Genomic DNA, 13,229 nt, shown 5'->3' with positions numbered 1-13,229 from the left:
CGGATTAATATTAGCAGAGTGATTTGTGGATTTTGAGTAATAAAAGCGGGGCCTCAACAAATAGCCCCGTTTTATGTTTAACCACTTTTGTTAGCGAACTTTACCTTACTGAGCTTTGCGCTAGTGAGCTAACCGCTTACTTTACTGGGGTCGGTACAATCTCAAAGTCAGGATTGAACTCCACCATGCTGCTGGCTATTTTGCCAAAGGCTTCTTTATCGCCTGTCAGCTTTGCATCACCGCTTGCTAATAGCGCTTTAAGGGTTACCTGCCCGAGTAGAATGCGATTAACATCCGCTTTGTTGACGATGAGGTTGGCATCTGCTTGTTGCTCCTTATCGACAACGGCGTTACTTAGGTTGCCGTTGCTAAGTTCAACGTAAAGAATGTCTTTAGTGTCTGGGGTGATAATATTCATCTTAACTAAGCCGTGCTTTGCGGCGAGCTGACTGTCAATTTTAACGGCAAGGAAGTCGAACAGTGTTGGCATATCCATTTCACTAATGACATCTGCTGATGCGGTCTTAGGTGCACCTGCTTGAATGCCGACCCTTAGCTCTTGCGCACCAGTAAGATAGATATTTCTCCACCCTGCGCCTTCAGACTGATAACCTAATTGCTCGTAAGAATCGGCAAGAAGTTGTCGCGCTTCATTGTTTTCAGGATAGGCGGTCACGACCTTATTTAGTGCCGTAGCGACAAAGCGATACTCACCCTGAGCGTAGTCATTTTTAGCACGTTTAACCGCAGCATCTGCTCCGCCCATATATTCGACAAACTTTGCCGACTCTTGTTGAGTTGGCAGCGGATTTAGGTTGGCTGGATTCATATCAAAGTAGCCTAGATACTTGTTATATACCGCTTTGGCATTATGGCTATAAGTGCCGTGATAGCCGTTAGTGTGCCAAGTTTTATAGATGGACTCTGGGATTGTATCTTGAATCGCATCGCCAATATCTTGAATGCCTACGCCATCATTTGCCAACCTCAAGGTTTGGTTATGCACTAAGCCATAGTTATCTCGTTGTAGGCGCAAGAATTCATTGATCTCCTGGTTACCCCAGACCGGCGCTGAGTGAGCGGCAAACAGCACCTCAACATCATTACCAAAGGCATTAATCATCTCGTTAATATCTTTTGACCATTTGAGTGAGTCACGTACTTTCGCGCCACGCAAGGTGTAAATATTGTGCATTCCTTGGTAAGTCAGCTCTGCAGTCCAAAGTGCGTTTTTTGATGGAATGTAGGTGATCATTTCTGATTCAGCCTCAGTACCAGATGCGTCCATAAACACCATTTCTAGACCATCAATAGTGAGTGTTTCCCACTTACCCTCGCCATTTAAGGTGTAATCAGGTGCCACATAAGTGATCTCACCTTTTGATAAGCCTTTACCTAATGCGGCGTCAACAATACCGTGATCATGCTTGCCTAGTGTTGCACCATATTGGTAAGCGGCTCGGCGGCTCATGGCATTACCAGCGAGCACGTTTTCATCAACAATCTCTTTGGTGATGTTATCTGAGCCGTAGACTTTGACATTAGGAAACATCTCTTGTACCCCACGAGCGCCACCAAAGTGATCGGCATGGCTATGGGAGTAAATCATGGCAACCACGTGAAGCTCGCCGTCTTCAGGCAAGTTAGCTAAAGCAAATTTAAGTGATGCCTTTGCAGCTTCTTTAGTTAGCAAGACATCGTAGGCTATCCAGCCATTGTCACTGCGAATAAGGGTTAGGTTCGATAAATCAGTCCCGCGAACTTGGTAGATCCCATCGCTAACCTTGTATAAACCATTCGGTACCATATTGAGCTGGGCTTGGCGATAGAGTGATGGGTTCACTGAGTCGGGAGTCTTGTCGCTGATAAAGGCAAATTCAGCTCTGAGAATGTCGGCTGTGGCTTTATCAAATTTGGCTACGAGGTTTTTTGAGGACTGCTCGAAAGCGCGAGTATCGGTAAAATTAAGGGTGTCCGCTACGGCCTGATTGTGGGCGATAGTGTGTTTAGTCGCATCTTTACCTTGATAATGCACTGTTATGTGATCATGTTCGTGCTGGGCTGCGGCAGCATTGAACGAGAAAATAGAGACGATTGAGATAGCAAGTAGTGTCTGTTTCATAGGATACCCTTTTAAGATTGAATAGGTTCAAAGTGTTAAGTCTCTGTGCTGGCATTAACTTGTGATGCTGTAACGAGACTTTTGCTTGATTGAGGCCAGTATATTGATCTTGGAAGGATTAATAATTAGCGCTAACTTAGAACTTAGTATTTATAATATGAATGAGTGGGCCCTCTATGTTTGTGACGACTAATCATGGTTTACTAAAGCGTTGGACTTTATTTTCACCCTGCAATGTTGAAGATTTGAGTTAATGACATAGTTTGATTCGGCTCTGTGATTAGGGCCTGTGATTAGGCTCTGTGAATCGGTCTATCAAGATCCGATAGGCTTGGATGTAATATGTTGGGTTAATCTTTTATGGGAGCGAGAGTGTCTTATGTCACAGCAAAAGCATTCGATCTTAATCTATTTCGGGTTTTTACTGCCGTATATCGAACGTCATCATTTAGCCAGGCTGCAGAGGAGCTCGACTTGACGCAGTCCTCAGTGAGTAACGCCATAGCCCGGTTAAAAATAATAGTCGGAGAGGCGTTGTTCATTCGGGTGGGAAGAGGAGTGAAACCCACCGCCAGTGCGATGAATCTGTATCAACAATTAGCACCAGCAATGTCAACGATTGAACAGGTGGCGACGAGTTTTGAAGCATTTGATGCCCACTCAAGCGAGCGTACCTTTTATGTGTATGCGAGCGAGTCGGCGATACAACTTCTGCAAGGCTTGGTTGAGCAAGTCTTACATGGCCTTTCAATCAATATTGTATTTCGTGAACCGCCGTTAATAGAGGAAGAGTTGCAGATGGATCTGCAGCTAGAGAAAATCGACTTAGCACTGGATATCTGGCTACCCGAGTCGACATCGTTTAAAAGTCAGAAGGTGATGCAGGATAAATTGGTGTGTGTGGCAAGAAAAGATCACCCACGGATCAATGGCACAATGACCCAGGATCAATATTTTAGTGAAAAGCATATTATTTTTAAAATGCGCCGCTATAACTTAAGTGTTGCCGAACTGCTGACTAAACATGTTTTACCGGCGAGACAGATGCACAGTGAGCAATCATCGATTTTAAGTATGATGGCAGTGGCCTCTAAAAGTGATGCACTAGCTATCGCCTCTAAATCCTATACTGATGAATATGCAGCCTTGTTAGGGTTACAGGTATTTGAGTTGCCCTTTGATGTGGAGCCTATCGAGTATTACATGGTATGGAGTCACAAATTGCAGCTAAGTCCGGCGAATATCTGGCTTAGGGATACGTTAAATTTAGCCATTGAACTTAGAGGACTGGCTTGAGGGACGGGGGCTTTTTACTTCTGTGTTGATTGATTTCATACGGGAACAAGCATTCCACCATCTCTTTGCCTGAATGAGTTAGCCAAAAAACACTCTAGGTAGATCACTTTATTATACTGGTTGGTATGGGTGTAAAAAATGCCTGTCAGCTCATGCTGTACAGGCATTTTTAAAGCCGAGATACTTACTGTCTGGCTAGACGTTGGTTCTCTGCCGGATGTTCAAAGTCGCTGCGATACGGATTGATATCTAAACCACCACGGCGAGTGTAACGGGCGTAAACGGTTAGTTTCGCACATTGGCAGAAACGTTTGAGATCAACGAAAATTCGCTCAACACATTGCTCGTGAAACTCATTATGCTGTCTAAATGAGATGAGATATCTAAGTAACTTCTCACGGTCAATCTTTGGCCCTTGATAGCGGATCATCACTGTGCCCCAGTCTGGCTGTGAAGTGATTAGGCAGTTTGATTTTAACAAGTTTGATGTCAAGGTCTCTGCGACAATCGCTTTACTATCGACGCTGTCAACTAAGTAGTCAGGGTTGAAGCTATAGTCATCAACTTCAATATCTAGATCATCGATACAGGTACCCGGTAGCTCTACAATGCGCTGGTGGCTAAACTGTTTCGGCTCGATAACTTTAACAGTGACTTCGCCATCGGCGCAGGCGCATAAATCTTGGGTTAAGCGCTCTTGTACCGCTTGCAGGCTATCGAATCGAGTCTGGTTATAGCTGTTTAAATACAGCTTGAACGATTTAGACTCGATAAGATTCTTACTATCAAAACTGAGACTAAACTCAGCAATAGCCACCATAGGCTTGCCTTTCGCATTTAACCAGGAAAGCTCATAGCCAGTCCAAATATCACTGCCATGAAACGGCAATTCTTGAGTCAGGCCAATAGCATCACGGTTTAACTTACGCGGCACGCCTTGAAGTAAAGATGCATCATACTGCTCTTGATAACCTGTCGACTTTCCAAGCGTTAATTCTGAAAGTTCGGGTGCGTTACTATAGGGATCATGATGTTGTGTCATCAATACGGTTTCCATGTCAAAATAGACCCCTATTATAACTGATTTTGGAACTGGCTTAAGTGTCTTCTTTACCCGCTTTAGATCTTTTTTTATCTAAATATCAACAAGCCTATGTAGAAAAGCTTGGTGAGCAGCCTCGATATTACGCCCAGCAGCAAGAGTCTGACTGCATTACGAGTGAACCTGATGCCGATGAAGCGGTTTTTTGGCAAGCTGTGATCAGAGACGAGCCTGGTCAGTTTGATAATGTTGAAACAGCACTAGAGCTTAGCTTGACCCCTGAAATTAATGCTTTTTATGGCCGTCACTTTTCTGCGCCGCTGTTTTTTGACTCAAAGTGGGGCACTGGTGAGCTTATTCAAGTTTGGAATCAAACAGACTTTGAATACTTGCAGCAAAATATCATTGGTCACTTAATGATGAAGAAGAAGCTTAAGCAAGAGCAAACTTGGTTTATTGGCGTTCTCGATGAAGCTGATAACATGCTGACGGTGAATAATGCCGACGGCAGTGTGTGGATTGAGATCCCAGGTGAAGCGCAGAGTACTATGCTTGCTAAGTCGTTGAATGAATTTATTGAGCAATTAACGCCCAGAGTGACGCCGCCAGTAAAGCTGATTGAAGAGTCTATGCCAGAGCTCGATCACCCAGGTATTTGGCAGCGTATGAAATTAATGTGGCGCAATCTACGCGGCAAGTAATCGATTTATTCATTGTATAAAGAAAAATGGCTCAATATTAATTGAGCCATTTTTTTATGGGGAAATTTATAGCAAAGCTATTTTTTTAGGAAAGCTATCGAGCTTTATAAGTGATCCCAAGAGATATTAGACACGATGCGGCAGGTCTCGCAGCGAAAATGAAACATATCTAATAATGGCTCATCGAGTAACCAGTCTTTGCTACCACACTTAGGGCAGGGGCGCTGCTTTTCAACGGCAAGGCTTTCACCGCCAACGCGGTACAAGTAATAATAAGTTGGAATTTGGGTTAGGTATTCAACTCTGCCCCGTAGATCCCAGCCACGTCTAAAGAGGTCACTTTGGTGGCTAGTTAACTCTTCAAGCGCTGCAAACTCAGCCTTGGTTGCAGCAGCCATTTGCAGCTCATCACAGGCTTGCCATTCAGTTTGCCAACGGATCAGGCGTTTATGGTCGCCATTGGCTGTCGCTGGGATTTGATATAACGGGATAGGCTGCAGGGTATCGCCGTTTCGAAGCGGTGAGCACATATGCACATAACTGGTATATAACAGCTGCCAGCTAGGAGTCTCTTGACTTGAGACCTCAGAATTAATGTCCTGGCCGATATACTTCTCTCGTGGGGCTAATAGCTTGGCTTCGGTCAGTTCACTGAGTGCTGTTTCAACCCATGGGCTGTTGAAGCGCTTAGATAAGCTACTTTTCTCTGGCGTTAGCAGCCTGACTTTAAATTCGCCATCGTTAAAGGCGACGGCAAATTCACGGCCTAAAATTTGCCCATTAGCGCGATACGCTTCAAGTAAGCCATTAATCGCTTTTTCTGCGGCTGTGATTGTAGTGTTATCAAAGCATTCAAATCGTAACTCAATCACATGCATTAGATATTGTTTCCTTCACTGGTATTTTGGTGTGTTTTAACTTCACTAAGTTGCTGCTTTAGTTCGCTATACTGCTGTTTTAGAACACTGAACTCACCTTTTAACAGGCTAAAATCTTGCTCAAGTTGAGTGATTTTATTTGCTTGCTCTGAGTGACTTAATGCGGCGTTGTCATCGCTTACCTTTGCAGTGGATATCAGCGCCGACAAGGCTTTTTTGTCTTCAGTACTCATGGATTTAAACTGTTGCAACCCTTGGATCAATATAGGCATTGCTATGCTATTGCCGAGTTTAGTCTTTATGAGTGCCAGTGTTGCGGCTTTGCCTTCATCATCGAGCCTTTTGGCGGCAGCTAGTACTTGTTCTATTGGACTCATGGTTCGTCAAATTCCTTACTCGTTAGCATTTTCGTTAATCTATTAGCGAAGCTAAAACGATGAAATTAATAAAGTATTGTTAAAACAGTAACTTAGTGTTTGGCATGTTAATTGCTTTTTAAATAAAATTAAAACAATGTTAATACAGGAAGTTAAAGTGAAAAATAATTTATTAGGTTTAGTGTTTTTTGGGATTGCAAGCTTAGGGCTAACTGGCTGCGTGGTCAACGTTGGTGATGGCGGATCAGAGAATGGTTCATGGGAAAAGGTTCAGGATAAAAACCGCGACAATTTGTCAAAAATCTCTCTTGGTATGTCTAAGAACCAAGTAACGACGCTAATGGGAACGGCTGATTTTAATGAAGCATACATTCAGCAAGATAAAGAGGTATACGTGCTTTTTTATCGAACTCAACGCACCCATGGTGATGGCAAGACTACAAAGGATGAATGTACACCTGTGGTGATCAGTAATAATGCGGTAGTAGGCTGGGGAGAAATGGCCTACAGCAAAATTTAGATCGCAATAGGCTTATTTTCTTAAAAGGGTGTCCAGCTGGTCGATTATTTCAGTCCACTGGGCATCTTCATTAAACGATTCAACTAAAAAATGTTTCTGTGAAGCTGTCCAAAACGGCGCTTCATGTAGCCGTACGTCAGCTGCTAATCCATGTTCAGCAATGAACTTTTCAATGGCTTCTTCATGACTTTCTAAACCCATTTGTAAAAAGAGCTGGGTGAGATCTTGTGGGGTGGTATCCATAACATATTTTACCTTGCGTTAATGATTTCTCGCTTTATCTCAGTATGGACGATAAAGCGATTTATCGGCAAAACCGTCACTCATTTTTTGACATTGCGCTTTGGAATTGATTATTAATTGCACTTTTCTAAGGGCTTGCTACATTGGAGTTGTGTGATGGAGAACAAGGAAAATAACAATGGAAAATCAAACCATGGAAGAATGCCGCGCAGTTTACTTAACCGCTGAAGATTTACGCATTGCAGCCTCTATTCTATATAACGCCTATCATGATGACCCTTTCTTTTTAGAAGCTTTATTTAATGGCGATAAAGCGCAGTACGAACAAAAACTTCGAGGTGCGATTCGAGAAGAACTTAATGAGATCTGGCAGCAAGAACAGGCACTAATTGGTATGTTTGCTGGAGAAAGATTGGTAGGTGTTGCTTGTATCATGACTCAGCAAATACCGTTAGGTGAGGCGCGTTATTGGCATTGGCGTTTAAAAATGCTGTTAAGTACGGGCTGGCAATCGACTCAGGCACTTATTCATAAAGAAAATCAAATAATCGATAATTTGCCGAGTAATCAATGTGGCATTTTGCAATTTATTGCGATAGCAAATAACGAGCAAGGCAAAGGCTATGGCAGCTTACTGGTAAAAGCTGTTCAAAGTTGGTGTGATGAACAGCCGCATCTTGATGGCGTGGGTGTTTTTGCCAGCACGGCATCTCATATTGGTTTGTTTGCTGCACATGGCTTTGAAAGTCTAGAGCAGTCAGCGATTGGAAAAGTAAGCGGAGAACTACTGTTTTATCGAGGGCTGAACAATGAGTAAGCGCTTTGAGTCTTTTTGGGAGTTTTATCCTTTTTACTTGTCTCAACATCAGCATCAAACCTGTCGAGCTTTGCATTATGTAGGTAGTAGCCTAGTTATCTTAACGATGATTTATGCCTTATTGAGTGGTCAATGGTGGATGTTATGGCTGTTACCTGTAATTGGCTATGGCTTTGCTTGGATAGGCCATTTTATTTTTGAAAAAAATCGTCCCGCAACATTTGAGTATCCCTTATACAGTTTTTTAGCTGATTGGGTAATGCTATTTAGGGCGTTAACTCATAAAAATCAGTAAGAAACTCGCTTTGAGATAGGATTCTTGTAAGAGATCTCTCACGCAATTGTGGGATATCAGTAAAGTCTCATAGAGATACGAGTCTTTATTTGTTATCAAGCTGTTGTTTTTAAAGGTTTTTCGGGTTTATTTTGTTGTTAGTGTTTGGTTGCCACTTTGTATTTTTAATAAAACTGTTAAGTAATTGCTATAGCGAGTGAGTAAACTGGAAACCAGAAAGTGATTGATTTTGCAGGATGCAAATAGGACAACCTCAGGAAGAGGATTTTAGCTTAGGATAGGCTAATGAATGGACTCAGTACGTTTAGTACAAGGATATAAAAGGACTTACAAGGAAGATGCTGGAAGCAAGTTAACCAAGGATGATGCAAGGATCGCACATATATAGCGGGAAAGCTAAAATAAAGCTGTGCTAGGGCGTACCAATTGGTACGCCCTTTCTATTTTGGGCGAGATCAGATTATTCGCTTCGATTGATGTAAGAGATCTCTTACAGGTTCGTGAGAAATTAGTCCTAAATTAAGCTGTTTAAATGTATCTAAATAGCATAAACAATTTAAATACAATGTGTTAGCTTGGTTGGTTGTTTAATGGTTTGTTAAGGTGCGTGTTAAATAAATGTTTGGTCACGTATTTATCTTACATTTTGAATTACTATTTAGATGTGCAAGGAAGCATGATTTATTAAGGAAGGTTCACGGACGAGCGAGTGTCGAGACTACGGCACTTAATGGATGACTATCATGGACGAGGCTTTCAAGGACTGATTGCTGGTACTACCAAGGAACGGCCAAACAATCCAGGATGGAAGGTTTTGCTACCTAGGAAGGTAGGAGCGCTAAGGATAGTGATGGAATGGACTCTCAAGGATGACGTTGGACACGCTCAGGATAGAGCAAGCTTGGTAAATGGACTATCAAGAAGAATGGAAGCGTATCGTAAGATACAAGGAAGATAAGGACTCATGGATGATGCAGGAGCAAAGTTACGCATGGATGGTGCAGGGAGCACTCATATAGCAGGATGAGCTTACACAATGATAGAAAAGGCGCGTCTCCTCTGGGGCCGCGCCTTTACTTCTTTTATAGGGCTCTGTTTATTTACATCAGCTTTAACGTTAAAGCTAACCTAACGTGCAGGGTTATTTACACCCACCAGAGCTGCAGTTGCCACGAGAGCGCCCGCCACCACAACCACCACCTAAAGAACCTTTCGACTCTGGCGCTTCATGCCATTCAGGTTCAGGGAAAATTGGCCATTGGATTTTTTGTATTTTTTTGCCGTGCATCCATAAGTTGCCACGGTATTGATTAATCCCATCAGTGCTAAACTCAAACAAATACTTTACTTTCCATGTGAGACCACTGCTGCCCCCTAGACTCGGTTTGGCTGACTCTTGGGCAATAGCAAGTAATTGTACTTTCTGTTTTTGGCATTCTTTATTTACGAAAATACGACTAATCTCAGCCATTTGCCTGAGTTGCCAAAAAAAAGCTGCAATAAGAATTACTGCTGCAATGATTAAAAAGTCTGTCATCATCCTTTCGTTACCTTAAACAAGCCGCCAATCGCGGCTGCAAGCTCTGCGCTACGATTAGGATTTCGCAATTGAGCCAGTAGCTGAGTGCGAATTAATGGAATAGCCACAATATCAGCAAAAATTTGGTTAAAGAAGTGCTGTTCTTGCTTTGCTAAAGCTTCTAAGTAGATAGTGAGAGTTTGCTCATCTTTTAATGCTGACCAATTACGAGCGGCTATGGTGATGAGCATGTCTAAAGATAAGTTGTTCGTTTCATGTAAGTGAACGATGGCTTGTTGACTTAACTGCGGCTGAGAAGCCAATGCCCTAAGGAAATAAGCTTTTTCAGTTTGGTCTGCACTATACAGCTTTTCGAGTAGTTTTTGAGCTAGCTCATTATCGATATTCAAGTGCTCTAAACATTGACATGCGGCAATTTGAACCTCTGTTGCCCAGTTATCAAAGCCGTTTGTTAGATGTGTTTGATGGTCAAGCTCATCGGCTCTAACACTGACATCAGCAATACCCTGTAAGCCAATGTTCTGCCATTCTTCTGTCGGGTGTTGCCCCGATAGATACTGGTATGCAAACTCATACTGGGGTGACGCTTTTTGTCCTAGCTGTTTTCTAACTAATGCGTTAAATACAGCCAGCTTTTCTTGGGTTGGCTTAAAATTGAATGGATGATTTGCTAGCTGCTCTTGCTCTTGTTCGGTTAACGTTTTGGTTGGATCTCTGCCTAACGCTTCGACAATCATCTTAATAAACTGTGTGCGTGGTGCAGGAGACAATAGCCCGCGTTCATCTAACGGCAGTTTAATAAACCAAATATAGTGTTGCTGACTCGCATCCCAGAATACGATGGCAAATTGAGCGTGACCTTGAATGGGTGATGGGTAAGGTGAATTAAGCTCTTCAATCTGATGAAATGCCATCATATCGATATGTTGTACTCGACGGCCCATGTCATAAACTTGGAATTGAGTGTTAGCAGTTTTTAAAAATTGGCTGAGGGTCGTTATTTCTGTCATATCGTTTTCAAGTGTAGGTTAATTGGCACATATTATAGGGATAAGTCAGGCTAGATGGTATCATCGCGCGTTAAATTTCCTGAGTTGTATTAACCTAAACGGCATGTAGTTGCTATCGATAAGTGACAGCGTTTAGAGTGTGAAATGACCATTTATTGAGTGATTACCAAGTAACGGCATCGAATATGGACTGAATAATGGCGATTAAATGCAGCTCATATCAACTAAAGAGGCTACCTTGATAGAAGTTGAAACAAGCGAGAAACTGGATGCTTTAGAGGCTGAGTTAGCTAAACAAGATTTATTAAGCTTACACGCCCCATCATTAGAGGCATTAGCCAGTACCACACCTTTTGCGTGCGATGTGATGCCCTTTGAGCACTGGTTGCAGTTTATTTTTTTACCCAAAATGCGTTATATGCTCGATAATAATATACCGTTACCAAAAGCGATGGCCATCGCGCCAATGGCACAACATGTCTGGGCTAGTGAGCCTAAGTTACAAAATCTAATTAGTATTTTAACTGATTTAGATGCGCTATTGAGTCAAACACAATAGTGCTGTTAAGAGAGATTTAAAATGAGTGAAGAGACAAGAGAAGTAGCAGATAACGAACAACTTGATATTGAGGTTGAGCAAGAAGTCGCCCCTCATATTGAAGTGTTATATGAAGATGATGATGTGGTGGCTATTCATAAGCCTGCCGGTCTTTTGGTTCACCGTAGTTATCTTGCTCGTCGTGAGCGTTTTTTTGCCATGCAGCTCACGCGCGATAAAGTTGGCTGTCATGTATTTCCGGTACACAGGCTAGATAGGCCAACTTCGGGAATATTGTTGTTTGCCAAAAGTAGTGAAATGGCCAACGCACTATGTGGGCAATTTGCCGAACATAGCGTCGATAAAGAGTACCTGGCCATTGTTCGTGGCAATATGCATGAGGCTGGCACTCTTGATTATGCATTAAAAGAGGAGCTTGATGATCTAGGTGATAAAGATGTCGATCCTAACAAGCCTGCGCAAGATGCTGTGACAAGTTATCAGCCGTTGCTAAATAGTGAGATCCCGTATTCATCCGGCCGTTATGCCACGAGCCGTTTCGCGTTAGTTCAGCTTTCTCCACACACCGGGCGTAAGCACCAGCTAAGACGTCATATGGCGCACTTACGTCACCCGATCCTTGGTGACACAACCCATGGTGATGGAAAACAAAATAAGTTTTTCCGCTCTCACTTTGGAATTAACCGGTTATGGCTTATCGCAAAGAAACTGAGCTTTAATCACCCTAGAACAGGGGAGAGGATCCAAATTGAGACAGAGCTAGAAGCTGAATGGTTACAATTATTTGAAGGTTTAGGCTGGCACGATGATATTTTATCTGATGACAAGCAGCCACTCATCATCGCTTAATTGATACCAGAGCCTGTTAACGATTAACTAAGCTCTCGATACGCACAGTCTCATGAAGTTGAACTTTTAGTTAACTTGTTGATTATTTCTTCGCTTTGATTGTTATCGCTAAGACGACTAAGGGGCGTCATATTGGACTTTAGATATTGTACCGAATGGAAGTAACACATTCTTCGGATATGGGCACTGCGTTGAAGGTGTTTTCGGTGCCTTTGTCTACAAGAATGCTTCATTACGGCCTGTCCTTCTTGAGGTAACTTTTATTATTGCAGCAAAGCTTGCAGCAATATTCATTGATACAGTATGTTAAGGATATAACTAAATAGCTTTTAGGCGAAGTAAAACATGAAAAAAGTGAATCTAGTTTTTGGAACAGTTTATGGTGGCGCGCAGTTTGTGGCACAGACACTACAGCAAGCGTTAATCGAGCTTGGGCGTGATGCTGTGCTGCATCAACCCGAGCAGTTATCAGGTTTTGTACCACCAGAAGATGAACTGCTATTGATAGTATGTTCAACAACTGGACAAGGTGACTTACCTGATGATATCCAGCCCTGGTTCTATGAGATGCAGTCAAAAGCCCCTTACTTGCCACAACTTAAATTTGGCTTAATTGCACTTGGCGACTCCAGTTACGAAACATACTGCGGCGCAGGTGAGCAGTTATTGGCTCTCTTTGAAGACTTAGGTGCTAAGCGTCTTGGTCATTTTCTGAAAATTGATGCTGGTGAAACTATGGAGCCTGAAGTGGAAGCGTTAGCTTGGCTGCCTGGTTGGAATAAACTCATCGATACCGAGTTAGCTGCATAGCAACAGAGTCAGTTGTACTGATCCAAAGCGCGTTTACTTAACGCGCTTTTTTGTGCTTATAAATCAAACTTTAGCCTAGCCTTATGGCTGGTTATACCAATCTAAGTAAAAATATGATCTAATTGCATTCATCGTATTCTCTTCATTTGTGGTTATGGATAACTTTAAAA

At 42.5% G+C, this 13,229-nt stretch carries 15 protein-coding genes; 8 read left to right on the top strand and 7 right to left on the bottom strand.

Annotation, left to right across the window (positions count from 1 at the left end):
* Window positions 1–136 precede the first annotated feature (136 nt).
* The gene (locus ACVBIO_RS09290; protein ID WP_447172457.1) at window positions 137–2,122 is read right to left on the bottom strand and encodes an alkyl/aryl-sulfatase; all 1,986 of its coding nucleotides are present in this window, start codon (window positions 2,120–2,122) and stop codon (window positions 137–139) included.
* A gap of 372 nt (window positions 2,123–2,494) precedes the next feature.
* Here ACVBIO_RS09290 and ACVBIO_RS09285 point away from each other — a divergent pair, with 372 nt between their 5' ends.
* Complete coding sequence (locus ACVBIO_RS09285; RefSeq protein ID WP_447172456.1) at window positions 2,495–3,418, top strand: LysR family transcriptional regulator; 924 nt, start codon at window positions 2,495–2,497, stop codon at window positions 3,416–3,418.
* Between the two features lie 184 nt (window positions 3,419–3,602).
* Here ACVBIO_RS09285 and queF read toward each other — a convergent pair whose 3' ends face one another.
* Window positions 3,603–4,460 (bottom strand): NADPH-dependent 7-cyano-7-deazaguanine reductase QueF, encoded by an 858-nt coding sequence (gene queF, locus ACVBIO_RS09280; protein WP_447160612.1) that lies wholly within the window; start codon window positions 4,458–4,460, stop codon window positions 3,603–3,605.
* A 59-nt stretch (window positions 4,461–4,519) separates the two neighbouring features.
* On the opposite strand from queF, the gene syd reads away from it, so the two are divergent.
* On the top strand, window positions 4,520–5,161 hold the full coding sequence (gene syd / locus ACVBIO_RS09275) for a SecY-interacting protein (RefSeq protein ID WP_447160611.1): 642 nt from the start codon (window positions 4,520–4,522) through the stop codon (window positions 5,159–5,161).
* Between the two features lie 104 nt (window positions 5,162–5,265).
* Here syd and ACVBIO_RS09270 read toward each other — a convergent pair whose 3' ends face one another.
* Both ACVBIO_RS09270 and ACVBIO_RS09265 read right to left on the bottom strand, forming a co-directional pair.
* A complete protein-coding gene (locus tag ACVBIO_RS09270) occupies window positions 5,266–6,039 on the bottom strand; it encodes a Zn-ribbon-containing protein (RefSeq protein WP_447160610.1) in 774 nt (257 codons plus the stop codon).
* On the bottom strand, window positions 6,039–6,416 hold the full coding sequence (locus ACVBIO_RS09265; RefSeq protein ID WP_447172455.1) for a hypothetical protein: 378 nt from the start codon (window positions 6,414–6,416) through the stop codon (window positions 6,039–6,041). Before ACVBIO_RS09265 ends, ACVBIO_RS09270 begins: the two co-directional genes overlap by 1 nt.
* Before the next feature lie 136 nt (window positions 6,417–6,552).
* Here ACVBIO_RS09265 and ACVBIO_RS09260 point away from each other — a divergent pair, with 136 nt between their 5' ends.
* On the top strand, window positions 6,553–6,936 hold the full coding sequence (locus ACVBIO_RS09260; protein ID WP_447160608.1) for a DUF3192 domain-containing protein: 384 nt from the start codon (window positions 6,553–6,555) through the stop codon (window positions 6,934–6,936).
* Between the two features lie 12 nt (window positions 6,937–6,948).
* On the opposite strand, the gene ACVBIO_RS09255 is transcribed toward ACVBIO_RS09260, so the two are convergent.
* A complete protein-coding gene (locus ACVBIO_RS09255) occupies window positions 6,949–7,179 on the bottom strand; it encodes a DUF2789 domain-containing protein (protein WP_447160607.1) in 231 nt (76 codons plus the stop codon).
* Window positions 7,180–7,357: 178 nt separating this feature from the next.
* Here ACVBIO_RS09255 and ACVBIO_RS09250 point away from each other — a divergent pair, with 178 nt between their 5' ends.
* Window positions 7,358–7,996, top strand: coding sequence for a GNAT family N-acetyltransferase (locus ACVBIO_RS09250; protein ID WP_447172454.1), 639 nt, complete (start codon window positions 7,358–7,360; stop codon window positions 7,994–7,996).
* A complete protein-coding gene (locus ACVBIO_RS09245; protein WP_447160605.1) occupies window positions 7,989–8,291 on the top strand; it encodes an Mpo1-like protein in 303 nt (100 codons plus the stop codon). Before ACVBIO_RS09250 ends, ACVBIO_RS09245 begins: the two co-directional genes overlap by 8 nt.
* Before the next feature lie 1,141 nt (window positions 8,292–9,432).
* Here the strand turns inward: ACVBIO_RS09245 and ACVBIO_RS09240 are convergent.
* Both ACVBIO_RS09240 and ACVBIO_RS09235 read right to left on the bottom strand, forming a co-directional pair.
* A complete protein-coding gene (locus ACVBIO_RS09240) occupies window positions 9,433–9,831 on the bottom strand; it encodes a DUF3301 domain-containing protein (RefSeq protein WP_447163616.1) in 399 nt (132 codons plus the stop codon).
* Window positions 9,828–10,841, bottom strand: a complete 1,014-nt coding sequence (locus ACVBIO_RS09235; RefSeq protein WP_447160603.1) for a DUF3549 family protein — start codon at window positions 10,839–10,841, stop codon at window positions 9,828–9,830. Before ACVBIO_RS09235 ends, ACVBIO_RS09240 begins: the two co-directional genes overlap by 4 nt.
* A 208-nt stretch (window positions 10,842–11,049) precedes the next feature.
* On the opposite strand from ACVBIO_RS09235, the gene ACVBIO_RS09230 reads away from it, so the two are divergent.
* The 3 genes from ACVBIO_RS09230 to ACVBIO_RS09220 all read left to right on the top strand — a co-directional run bounded on the left by ACVBIO_RS09230 (window position 11,050) and on the right by ACVBIO_RS09220 (window position 13,059).
* Window positions 11,050–11,400: a YqcC family protein gene (locus tag ACVBIO_RS09230; protein WP_447160602.1), complete on the top strand. Its 351-nt coding sequence runs from the start codon at window positions 11,050–11,052 to the stop codon at window positions 11,398–11,400.
* A gap of 21 nt (window positions 11,401–11,421) precedes the next feature.
* The gene (gene truC, locus ACVBIO_RS09225) at window positions 11,422–12,249 is read left to right on the top strand and encodes a tRNA pseudouridine(65) synthase TruC (RefSeq protein WP_447160601.1); all 828 of its coding nucleotides are present in this window, start codon (window positions 11,422–11,424) and stop codon (window positions 12,247–12,249) included.
* A gap of 345 nt (window positions 12,250–12,594) precedes the next feature.
* A complete protein-coding gene (locus tag ACVBIO_RS09220) occupies window positions 12,595–13,059 on the top strand; it encodes a flavodoxin (protein WP_447160600.1) in 465 nt (154 codons plus the stop codon).
* Window positions 13,060–13,229: the final 170 nt, after the last annotated feature.

Source organism: Shewanella sp. 0m-8 (assembly GCF_052977265.1).
Note: the sequence above shows the minus strand (reverse complement) of the source record. Positions and strands in the feature narration are given on the sequence as shown.

Excerpts from the sequence above, each read along its gene's own strand:
- ACVBIO_RS09290 (WP_447172457.1), bottom strand. The coding sequence starts at position 2,122 with ATGAAACAGACACTACTTGCTATCTCAATCGTCTCTATTTTCTCGTTC.
- ACVBIO_RS09270 (WP_447160610.1), bottom strand. The coding sequence starts at position 6,039 with ATGCATGTGATTGAGTTACGATTTGAATGCTTTGATAACACTACAATC.
- ACVBIO_RS09220 (WP_447160600.1), top strand. The coding sequence starts at position 12,595 with ATGAAAAAAGTGAATCTAGTTTTTGGAACAGTTTATGGTGGCGCGCAG.
- truC (WP_447160601.1), top strand. The coding sequence starts at position 11,422 with ATGAGTGAAGAGACAAGAGAAGTAGCAGATAACGAACAACTTGATATT.
- ACVBIO_RS09240 (WP_447163616.1), bottom strand. The coding sequence starts at position 9,831 with ATGATGACAGACTTTTTAATCATTGCAGCAGTAATTCTTATTGCAGCT.
- ACVBIO_RS09250 (WP_447172454.1), top strand. The coding sequence starts at position 7,358 with ATGGAAAATCAAACCATGGAAGAATGCCGCGCAGTTTACTTAACCGCT.
- ACVBIO_RS09265 (WP_447172455.1), bottom strand. The coding sequence starts at position 6,416 with ATGAGTCCAATAGAACAAGTACTAGCTGCCGCCAAAAGGCTCGATGAT.
- ACVBIO_RS09255 (WP_447160607.1), bottom strand. The coding sequence starts at position 7,179 with ATGGATACCACCCCACAAGATCTCACCCAGCTCTTTTTACAAATGGGT.
- ACVBIO_RS09235 (WP_447160603.1), bottom strand. The coding sequence starts at position 10,841 with ATGACAGAAATAACGACCCTCAGCCAATTTTTAAAAACTGCTAACACT.
- queF (WP_447160612.1), bottom strand. The coding sequence starts at position 4,460 with ATGACACAACATCATGATCCCTATAGTAACGCACCCGAACTTTCAGAA.
- ACVBIO_RS09230 (WP_447160602.1), top strand. The coding sequence starts at position 11,050 with ATGCAGCTCATATCAACTAAAGAGGCTACCTTGATAGAAGTTGAAACA.
- ACVBIO_RS09245 (WP_447160605.1), top strand. The coding sequence starts at position 7,989 with ATGAGTAAGCGCTTTGAGTCTTTTTGGGAGTTTTATCCTTTTTACTTG.
- ACVBIO_RS09260 (WP_447160608.1), top strand. The coding sequence starts at position 6,553 with ATGTTAATACAGGAAGTTAAAGTGAAAAATAATTTATTAGGTTTAGTG.